Source organism: Microcoleus sp. Pol11C2 (assembly GCF_036701505.1).
GTDB lineage: Bacteria > Cyanobacteriota > Cyanobacteriia > Cyanobacteriales > Microcoleaceae > Microcoleus.
This window is the reverse complement of sequence record NZ_JAUBQX010000068.1, coordinates 20,000-31,439: the sequence shown is the minus strand read 5'-3', so window position 1 is coordinate 31,439 and position 11,440 is coordinate 20,000. Positions and strand designations below refer to the sequence as shown.

General features: G+C 40.7%; 4 protein-coding genes. 2 read left to right on the top strand and 2 right to left on the bottom strand.

Translation table 11 applies throughout. The features are described from left to right. Positions 1-564: 564 nt before the first annotated feature. Both QUA42_RS25120 and QUA42_RS25115 read left to right on the top strand, forming a co-directional pair. Entirely contained in the window at positions 565-6,492 is a 5,928-nt protein-coding gene (locus QUA42_RS25120; protein ID WP_333141060.1) for an AAA family ATPase, read from the top strand. Then, a complete protein-coding gene (locus tag QUA42_RS25115) occupies positions 6,492-8,036 on the top strand; it encodes a response regulator (RefSeq protein WP_333141059.1) in 1,545 nt (514 codons plus the stop codon). The genes QUA42_RS25120 and QUA42_RS25115 overlap by 1 nt, the downstream gene beginning before the upstream one ends. 387 nt (positions 8,037-8,423) lie before the next feature. Here QUA42_RS25115 and QUA42_RS25110 read toward each other — a convergent pair whose 3' ends face one another. Both QUA42_RS25110 and QUA42_RS25105 read right to left on the bottom strand, forming a co-directional pair. Then, positions 8,424-9,704 carry a glycosyltransferase family 4 protein gene (locus QUA42_RS25110; protein WP_333073645.1) on the bottom strand — a complete coding sequence of 427 codons (1,281 nt, stop codon included), beginning with the start codon at positions 9,702-9,704 and terminating at the stop codon, positions 8,424-8,426. Positions 9,705-9,785: 81 nt separating this feature from the next. Further along, a complete protein-coding gene (locus tag QUA42_RS25105; protein WP_333141057.1) occupies positions 9,786-11,438 on the bottom strand; it encodes a class I SAM-dependent methyltransferase in 1,653 nt (550 codons plus the stop codon). Positions 11,439-11,440: the final 2 nt, after the last annotated feature.

Sequence of the window (11,440 nt, the reverse complement as noted above, 5' to 3'; positions counted from 1 at the left end):
CTTAACTGCTTATCAAGCTATTCAACAAGCCCTCTCTATTCATGGCTCCCTTTTTTCCCCTAGTTGAGCAATTACCATAAAAATTTAGTTGGGTTTTAACCAAAATAACAAAAATCGGTACTTTCAAGCAAGTACAGCCATTTCTTCCTGTTAAAATAAGGTAGTGCTGACTATGCAAGACTACCTTATTTTGATAAAGACAATAATTCGTTCGACTACATAGTGAGCTAACTACTTTTCTCTTTATTACTCTAACCGATAAAATAATCGTCTCTTCTGTGTCCAAGCTATACTATACTATCACACCCGGTAGATTCAGCAGTTTTGTCGTTAATTTTTTCAGGAGTTTACTTAAATACTTAATAAAGTGTAAAGATTCTCGCATATTAAGTACCAAACAAGCATATTGAGATTTGTTAAAATTTAAATATTCTTCACAAAGCTTAGATTATACTTTTTTAAAGTGCATAAAAAATAGTTTTTTAATTCTGTTCTGTCATAAATATCAGTATTCTTACTAAAATACCGCCTGCTGTTCAATTTTTTATTAGTGAAATTACGCACATGAGTATTACTATTTTCGGTTACAGCCTCAGTGAAGCCATTTACGAAAGTGTAAATACTATTATTTATCGCGGCACCAAAGATATTGATCGAACCTCAGCAATTATCAAAACCTTCAAAGCCGAGCATCCGACAATCGAAGAAATTTCCCGCTTAAGACACGAACATAAAATCCTCAGACATTTAGACAGTGAAGGAATAGTTAAGCCCATAGCCTTAGAAAACTATCATAACGGCTTAGCGCTGATAGTAGAAAATTTTAACGGTCAATCTTTGAAAGATTTTCTTAACAATCAACCCTTGGCTATAAACGCATTTCTAAAAATCGGAATTCAGTTGGCAACAACTCTTGGAGATATCCATCAGAGTAATGTTATCCATAAAGACATTAAACCCCAAAATATCCTAATTGACTCAGAGACCAAGGAAGTAAAAATCATTGATTTTAGCATTGCTTCTCTTTTAGAGCGAGAAAATCAAACCGTCACAAATCCCAACTTATTAGAAGGAACTCTTGCTTATATGTCGCCGGAACAAACCGGCAGAATGAACCGATCAGTGGACTACCGCACCGACTTTTACTCTCTCGGTATTACATTTTATGAAATGGTGACAGGTAAGCTACCTTTTTCCGCAAAAGACCCCCTGGAATTCGTTCATTGCCATATAGCTAAAGCACCAATACCACCTCAAACGCTGAATCCCGAAATCCCGGATGCAGTTTCTGAAATTGTAATGAAATTATTATCTAAAACCGCTGAAGATAGATATCAAAGTGCTTTCGGACTAAAAGCTGACTTGGAAACCTGCCAGGAGATGCTTTCTTCAGGAGAAATTTCCAACTTTATTATAGGTCAACTAGATTCCTACAGCCAATTTCTGATTCCGCAAAAACTCTATGGACGGGAAAGAGAAGTTGCTAGTTTGCTAGAAGCCTTCGCTCGCGTCAGTGGTGGGGCAACGGAAATGATGCTAGTTTCCGGCTATTCAGGTATCGGTAAATCTTCCTTAGTTAACGAAGTTGATAAACCTATAGTCGGATCACGAGGGTATTTTATTTCCGGTAAATTTGACCAATTTAAGCGGAATATTCCTTATGCTGCTTTAATTCAAGCATTTCAAGGATTGATGCGGCAACTGCTCACTGAAAATTCGGCTCAAATAGCAATTTGGAAAGCTAAAATTCTCGAAGCACTTGGTGCCAATGGGTCAATTATTATTGAGGTTATTCCCGAAGTAGAAAAGATTATTGATCCACAGCCTGCGGTGCCGACTTTGGGGCCCACTGAATCTCAAAACCGATTTAATCGAGTGTTTCAAAAATTTATACAGGTGTTTAGTAAAGCCGAACACCCCTTAGTTATATTTTTGGATGACTTGCAGTGGGCAGATTCAGCTTCGCTTAAGCTTATCCAGCTAATAATGACCGATCCAGATAGTAAATATCTGCTATTAATAGGGGCTTATCGGGATAATGAAGTCAGTGCCACTCATCCCTTAATTTATACTTTAGAGCAAATTCAAAATACCAGGGCGATAGTAAATAATATTATCCTCCAACCTTTGGATATATCTCATGTCAACCAATTAGTGAGCGAAACCCTTCGTAGTCAAATTTCCCAAGTTTTGACCCTGGCTGAGTTAGTTTTTCAAAAAACCCAGGGGAATCCCTTCTTCTTAACTCAACTGCTCAAATCCCTTTATCAAGACAAACTCCTATCCTTTGATTTCAATCAAGTTTGTTGGCAGTGGGATATCCAACTGCTTCAAGGCATTGATATCAGCGATAATGTAGTCGAATTGATGGTTAGCCAAATTCAAAAGCTATCGTCCCCGACGCAGAATGTCTTAAAATTAGCGGCCTGTATAGGAGACATATTCAGTTTAGAAGTTTTGGCAATTGCTAATAAAAAATCTCAGTCAGAGACGGCAAGAGATTTATGGGAAGCGCTACAAGCTGGTTTTGTTATCCCGCTAAATAATTCCTACAAAATCCCCCTGCTCTTTGAGTCGGAAATATCTACAGAAAAGTCAACCGAGCAGTTTGATGTCATTTATAAGTTTTTGCACGATCGAGTGCAACAGGCGTCTTATTCTCTGATACCCGACGATCAGAAAAAAGAAACTCACCTAAAAATTGGTCAACTACTGCTGTATTCGACAACGCCTGAAGAACGAAAAGAAAATATTTTTGGACTGGTTAACCAACTAAATTACGGCACCGATTTAATCACTTGGGAGTTGGAAAGATATGAGTTGGCACAACTCAATCTGATCGCCGGACAGAAAGCCAAAGCTGCCACAGCTTATGAGTCGGCTGTCAAATATTTGAATGTGGGTTTAGGACTACTCGTAGATGATAGCTGGGAGAGTCAATATGAGCTGACGTTTAACCTGCATCTGGAAGCAGCAGAAACTGAATATATAAACACTAATTATGAGCGGTCGCAACAGCTTTGTGAGACGAGCCTGACACAAGCGAAAACCCTTCTGGAAAAAGGCAAGGTCTACGAACTTAGAATTCAATTAGAGATGTCTCAAAATCGGAGAATATCAGCTATAGATAATGGACTCGCCGTTCTGGAAATGTTCGGAATTAGTTTAGAGCAAGAACCACCTCAAGAACTGATAGTTGATGATTTAGCTAACTTGCCGACAATGACAGCTCCCGATCAACTCGCAGCTATGCGAATATTAAATCTTATTATAACACCAGCTTTTATTGTAAATCCTGCGATGTTTCCGCAAATTCTTTATACAAAAATAGCCTTGTCTATTAAGTATGGGAATTCGCCTGAATCGGCTTTTGCTTATGTTTGGTATGGAGTGTTGCTCTGTGGAGGATTAGGAGACATAGATTCTGGATATCGATTTGGGAAATTAGCGATTTTTTTACTAGACAAATTTAACGCTATTACCCTTAAGTCAAAAATAATTTGTATATTTAATTGTCTGGCTAGGTTTTGGAAAGATCCGCTTAAGGCAACGCTAGAATCTTTGATTGATGCAATTCAAAGTGGTATAGAAACGGGAGATATAGAATATGCTTGTCACAGTATAGCAAATTATTGCAATCACTTATTTCTTAGTGGGGGAGAACTACAAAAAGTTGAGCAAGAACAGGCAAAATATGTTGCTATGACTATTCAGCTCAAACAAGAATATGATACTTTATTTGTGAAAGTTCACCAGCAAATAGTTGACAATTTACTGGACAAAACCTCAGACAAATACCATTTACTAGGTGCAAGTTTTAATGAAGAAAAACTACTGCCAGGAATTATAGCTTCTAACAATGGGACTTTGCTCTATGCCTATTATGCCGGCAAAATGATGCTATCTTATTTATTTAAAGAGTTTAATCAAACAGTGATAATTGCTCATTTAGCATTAAAATACGCCAGCATGGGTGCAGGGTTAATGCACATGAGTATCGACAACTTTTACCATTCTCTTTCCCTCCTAGCACTGTATCCAAAAGCCTCGCCAAAAGACCAAGAAAAATATCTAAGTGTAGTAGCAGCTAACCAAGAAAGAATGAAGATGTGGGCGTTCCATGCGCCGTGCAATTTTCATCACAAGTATGAGTTAGTAGAAGCAGAAAAAGCGCGGATTTTGGGACAACCTTTAGAAGCGAGCGATTATTACGATCGCGCCATAGCCGGAGCCAAAGAACAGGGATATATCCAAGAAGAAGCATTAGCCAACGAATTAGCAGGAGACTTTTATTTTTCCCGTTCTAAAGATAAAATTGCTCGGATTTATTTAACCGATGCTCGCTACGGATATATTCGCTGGGGAGCTAAAGCTATAGTCAAAGATTTGGAAGCCAGATATCCTCAAATATTTTCCTGGATAGCCAAGCCCGAAAGTCAAGGTAGCCCGGTCACGATGACCGCTAGCTCGACGAGTGGAGGAAGTGCAGGATCTCTAGATTTAGCTACTGTTATCAAAGCATCCCAAGCTCTTTCTGGTGAAATTGTACTGAGTAAGCTGTTGGCAAAATTGATGAAAATTGCGATCGAGAATGCGGGCGCTCAAAGTGGCATTTTTATCTTAGAAAAAGCGGGAACTTTACTAATAGAAGCCTATGGAACCATAGATAGCGATGTAGAAGTGCTGCAAACAATACCAGTGGAAAACAGTCAGCAACTACCCATATCTTTGATTAACTATGTTGCCAGAACTCAGGAAAATGTTGTATTAAGCGATGCGAATTGTGAGGGAACCTTCACGGCGGATACTTATATCGTCAACCAAAAACCCAAGTCAGTATTATGTACTCCCATAGTCCATCAAGGAAAACTTACTGGTATTCTTTACTTAGAAAATAATCTCACAACTGGTGCTTTTACTCCCGACCGTTTAGAAGTTTTACAAGTTTTATCTTCTCAAGCAGCTATTTCGATTGAAAATGCCCGTCTTTATAACGATTTGGCAGCAGCCAACGCTACTTTAGAAGCGAAGGTGGTAGAAAGAACGCAACAGTTACAAGAAAAAAATATCCATTTACAAAAAGCAGAAGAATTAGCGAAAGCCGCCAACTCTGCCAAGAGTGAGTTTCTTGCTAATATGAGCCACGAACTCCGAACGCCACTTAATGGCATTTTAGGTTACACGCAAATCCTCAAACGACAAAAAAACTTGGCTGACCAGCAAAAAGATGGTCTGAACGTCATTAGTCAGTGTGGCGATCACCTCTTAACCCTGATTAACGATATTTTAGACCTGTCCAAAATCGAAGCCCGAAAAATGGAAATCCACTTGAGTAATTTCCATTTCTCACAATTTTTGGAAGGCATCGCTGAAATTTGTAATATTCGGGCCGAACAAAAAGGAATCTCCCTGATTTACGAGTCCATTACCCAACTACCTATTGCCGTCCAGGGTGATGAAAAACGATTGCGGCAAGTTTTAATCAACTTACTCGGCAATGCGATTAAGTTTACCGAAAAAGGTGGGGTGGTATTCAAAGTAGGATATCACGAGGGCAAAATCCGGTTTCAAGTGGAAGATACCGGAGTGGGTATGCCACCAGAGCAATTGCAAGACATATTTTTGCCTTTTCATCAAGTAGGAGATACCAACCACAAGGTTGAAGGAACCGGGTTGGGGCTGGCAATTAGCCGCCAATTAGTCCAGATGATGGGCGGTGAAATAAAGGTGAATAGTACATTAGAAGAAGGGAGCGTTTTCTGGTTCGATTTAGATTTGCCAGAGGTATCGGAATGGGCGACTAATGCAGCCAAAGCCAATGCCCACACAATCGTTGGTTTCAAAGGCCGAAAGCGAAAAATTCTCATAGCTGATGACAAGTGGCAGAATCGCTCGATCATAGCGGGAATGCTTCAGCCGTTAGGATTTGAAATTCTGGAAGCAACGGAGGGTCAGGACTGTTTAAACAAGGTGGTCGAGTTTAAACCCGACTGTATTTTAATGGACTTGATGATGCCCGTAATGAGCGGCTTAGAAGCAACGCGCCGGATTCGCAAATCACTAGATCAGGCTAAGTTAGTGGTGATTGCTACTTCTGCCAGCGTTTTTGATTTTGATCGACAACAAAGTGTCGAGGTAGGTTGCAATGATTTTATTCCGAAACCCATACGAATCGAGGAGCTTTTAGAAAAATTACGTACTCATTTAGGGTTAGAATGGATTTATGAAGAAAATCTGGAAGAGATTAGAAAAGCAGAAGGAGAAAAAAAATCTCTAAGTTCTGAAATCTTGGCTCCCCCCGATGAGGTAATCGCCGTTTTATTCAATTTAGCGATGATGGGCGATCTTCGAGCTATTGGGGAGGAAGCTAAAAAGTTAGAAGAACTCAATGAGCAATGGGGACCCTTTGCTACCCATCTACGCCAGTTAGTGAAAGGATTTGAAGAACAACAAATCTTGGAGTTTATTAAGAAATATAGGATTGCCAAATAATGAATAACGAACTTCCCGAACAAAGCACAATTTTAATCGTAGATGACACTCCGACTAATCTAGGTGTCCTGTTCGATTTTTTGGCAGATTTTGGCTTCAAGGTATTGGTAGCTAGGGATGGGCAAAGTGCTCTCCAGAAGGTAGAATATGCCCCACCGGATCTGATCCTGTTGGATGTGCTCATGCCCGGAATAGATGGGTTTGAAACTTGTCGCCGTTTGAAAGCGAATGATTTAACGAGAGACATTCCCGTGATTTTTATGACTGCTCTTGCTGATACGGTGGATAAGGTTAAAGGTTTGAGTCTTGGTGCGGTGGATTACATTACTAAGCCTCTTCAGCATGAAGAAGTTTTAGCTCGTGTTAATGTCCACATGAAGCTCCGCAACCTGTCGAAAAAACTCCTAGAGAAAAATGTGTGCTTGCAAGCAGAAATCGAACAGCGTGTCGAAGCGGAATCCTCGCTGTTGAAGCTGGCATCGGAGTTGGAAAGGCGAGTTGAGGAAAGGACGGCTGAACTTTTGCAATCCAATCAATTGCTCAAACAGGAGATTCAAGAGCGTCTGCAAGCAGAGGCGGGATTGCAACAATCGGAAGCTCAATTGCGAACCCAAACTAAATGTTTAGAAAAGGCTTTTCGAGAATTACAAATCACGCAGACTAAACTTGTGCAGAGCGAAAAAATGTCTTCTTTAGGTCAGCTTGTTGCAGGTGTAGCCCATGAAATCAATAATCCCGTTAATTTTATTTTTGGTAATGTTTCTTACGCTCATGATTATACCAAAAATTTGATTGATCTCGTCAATCTTTATCACCAAGAATTCCCGGAGGCAGGTCCAAAAGTTGAACAGAAAATAGACGAAATAGAACTAGATTTTTTGGTGGAAGACTTACCTAAATTGCTTAGTTCAATGAAGGTAGGTGTAGACCGGATTCGCGAAATTGTTCAGTCGCTGCGAATCTTCTCGCGATTGGATGAATCTGAGATGAAACCAGTGGATATTCACCAGGGTATTGATAGCACTCTGTTAATTTTGCATAACCGTGTTAAAGGAAGAGGGGATCGACCTGCAATTGAGGTGATCAAAGAATTCGGCAATCTGCCTCTGGTAGAGTGTTATGGGGGTCAGCTTAACCAGGTGTTTATGAATCTTGTTGCTAATGCTATTGATGCCATAGATGATTATAATACGACGCGATCGTTAAGTGAAATGAAAGCTAATCCTCCTAAGATTTTCATTCGCACTGAGGTCACGGAATCTAATCGAGTGTTAATTCATTTTAAGGATAACGGGCCTGGGATGACAGAAGAAATTAGCCAACACCTATTTGAGCCATTTTTTACTACTAAGCCTATCGGGAAGGGTACTGGTATTGGTCTGTCAATTTCCCATCAGATTGTAGTGGATAAACACGGGGGCCAGCTCAATTGTATTTCAGCTCCTAATCAAGGGGCAATTTTTATTATTGATATTCCAATTCACCAGAAAAATTTTTCTAATAATTTAATTACGATGTCTGAAACAGCTTTGGGTATTTCTTAGTTGATTTTAACTTAACAAGACTTAAACAAATTTTCAGCCCAAATAAGTCCCAAACGGGCTTGATACGCAATAAATACGTCCATCTTTTCTTGCAGCCCGTGCACAAATCTATAAAATATAGCTATTCTCAAAGCTGACCAAGCAGAGGGTAAATGTGCGTAAATTTAGGAGACGGCAATCATAATCACTCAAGACCGTAATCAGGGTTTTTCAGCTACCCGATTAAGTACAACTGAACTCAAACTTCAGAGCTATCAAAATATTTAATTTGGCAACTAAAACGTCCAGATTTTCCGATGTTTATCGTCTAGTGGGTGAACCCTCCTGTGCAGTGCAGTCGCACAGGAGAGCTTATGACCAGGGGTTTAGTGCTGACCAACTTTATTGCTAAATTCTCACTGCAAAAGATGCTGCTAATTCCCGTTCTGGTTCCATACCAACTGTAGGCGGCATGGAACGATTGGCTACTTGCTCAATTAGTTGTAAATGTTGCGGCAGCATTTTAGCTAAACTGTAGCGTTCTAGGGCAGTTTGACGGGCTTTGATGCGAATTTCTGCCATGCGGGTAGGATGGTCTAAAACTTCATCAATGCGATCGGCTACTTGTTTCGGTGAGAAGTAATCGACTAGCAAACCGTTTTCTCCGTCGCGGATAACTTCTCTGACTGGCCCTGTGTCGGAACCGATTACTAAACATCCGGTTGATAGAGATTCAATCATGGACCAAGATAGCACAAAAGGTCTGGTCAAATAAACGTGTACGTCGGATGCTTGAATTACTTTTAAATACAGTCCGTAAGGTAGGGGCCCGACAAAGTGAACTCGCGACAAATCTAGGGGTACTTTTTTGAGCATATAGTCTTTGTAAGACTCGCCGTTGGGTAAAGAACGCCCATAACAAACTCTTTCGGAACCAACGATTACGACGTGACAGTTGGGGCGGCGTTCTTGCACATAGGCGATCGACTCAATGAATTCAGGAAAACCCCGGTAAGGTTCCATTCCCCGCGATACGTAGGTGACAATTTCATCAACTCCAGACAAGTCTAAGTTAGGCAAAACCAGTTTAGCACCGGGGTCTGGTTTGAAGTAATCGGTATCTACGCCGTCGTGGAGTGTGGATAATTTTTGTTGTAATTCTGGCGGAAATTGCGATCGCTGCCAATAAGTTGGTGATAAACCCCAATCGCAAGAATATAAATCGATCAGAATCGGCGCATTTTTGATTCTAATTCTGGCCATATCGTCAACTGTTAAAGGTTCCGCTGGGTCGAAATCTGCGTCCGAACCAATAGCATGATAAAACCACTCGAAATAGCACAAAAGCGGCGTATTTGGAAAAGCTTCTTTGACAAACAATGTCGGCCCCCAACCGGAATGTCCGCAGATAATATCGGGTACGAAACCGTCTGCTTTGAGTTGTTCTGCCATTCTAAATACGGCTTGTCCGTATATGACGGCACTTTCTAAAGGGCGAACGTATTGGTGAGTCTGCGCGTGGGGTTCCCGGCTGGGGGTAAATGCTGCTTTGCGAACGCCGGGAATGTTCCACTCTGGGCGCTCGTTTTTAGTGCCGAAAACAATTTGATTTTTCGGATCTGCGCCTAAAGCCGTGATAATGTGGCGGTATTGCGCGGGGAAGTTGGGATGGAGAAATAATGCTTTCATTGTCAGTTGTCTGTTGACTGTTGACTGTTGACTGTTGTTAGTTAGAAGAAAATATTGTGAGGCGGCTAAAAAGCTTTGATTTTATTCATTGGGGGTTGGCGCTTTGCAGATCCAGACACAATCTCGCGGTACTGAAGATGTATTTTTCAGGATGATTTCATAGTTTAAATGATGGAGAAATTTTTCCATAATTGTATCAGTCATAACTGAAAATGCAGTGCCGTCTCTGCGTCCGAGCAGGTTTTTGTCCCACTCGCTGGCGAATTTTTGCCACCCTAATTCGCTGAGAATATTCCCATGGTGAAAGACGCAAATTCGAGCGCCCCGCAGCAGTTTGGGAATTCGAGTCAGGTAGTTAAATATATCTACCGGCTCTACGTGTACCATTGTATCGTAACAAAAGCAGACATCGGCTGAACCTGGAGCGATGCCGTCTAATGTTAAACCGTCGAGTTTGACGTAAGAAACGCGATCGGTTCCCAAGCGCGATCGGGCCGCTTGCAGCATTTGACTGGAAATGTCGGCACAAATTAGTTGATCGCAATATTTCAGCAGCAGCGAACCAGTTTTTCCCCCGCCGATACCGATTTCTAAAACCGTATGTTCTTTTTTGATGTACGGTGCAATAAATTGCTGTTCTATCAGCGCTTCGTATTCTGCTAGGGAGTTAGCGGCACCTGCACCTTTCCCCACCCATTCATCGCCCAAATAAGCGAGTTCAGGATTATTGTCTTTCCATTCTTGGGCGTAGCTGTCCCAAGCCCCTTCGTAGTCTATTTTAGGCGGTATTATTTCCATTGTTTTTGGTTTTTTCTGTCTCAGAATACATAAACAAAAATCGCTTGAGAGTCCTCCGGACACAGCCATTAAGATTTGTTCAATCTCAAGCAATAACTTGATGATCGTTTCACTCTTGGGTTCTCCGTCTGAAAGTTGATAGTGATCTAACAAAGGGTAAAGTTCGTGAAGCAACCCCCCACCGGCTGAATTCAAGACTTCCACATCAAAGTAGAATTCTAAAAACGGAAGTATCAGCTTTGACCGAACTGCTTCTGAAGGGTCTTTCGCCAATACTCTCTCAATACTTGGACTAGCAAATATTTCAGTTGTTCCCGATCGTAGCGTGTAGTGAAAACATTTGTAAATGCTATTAATCAAATTTACTTGATTTTGATTGTATATATTGTAGCAATCTCCTATATATTCATTTACAATAAAATATCCATCGGGTTTTAAACATTTCCGAATAATTGATAAACATCGTTCTAGTTCTCTGACGTGATGCAGCGAACCCGAGCAAAAAACTATATCGTATTTTTTATTATCATCAATCGTAAACAAATTAAAGTCATCTTGATAAAAATTAATCTCTACTCCCGCTGCTGCGGCATCTTTTCTAGCAATTTCTAAAGAACTTTCAGAAAAGTCAAAGGCATCAATTTGAGTGACTAATCCTAATTTAGCCATCGCAATCTCGTGATTCCCCACACCGCAACCAATAGACAAAAGACGATCGAACCGTCGATTTTTGAAATAATTTTTGACTAACCACTGTAGCCAGTAATCATTAGTCTCACCACCTGACAACCGATGGTTTATAGCTTTTTCAATAATTGGATTAGACAACCAGTAACCTTGCTTCGCAATTGCGGCAGTTGGATTATTCTCCCAGTAACTCTTAGCTGTTAATATATCCAAGGATTTATCTTCCCTAGACTCGAAATTTGAATCCATAC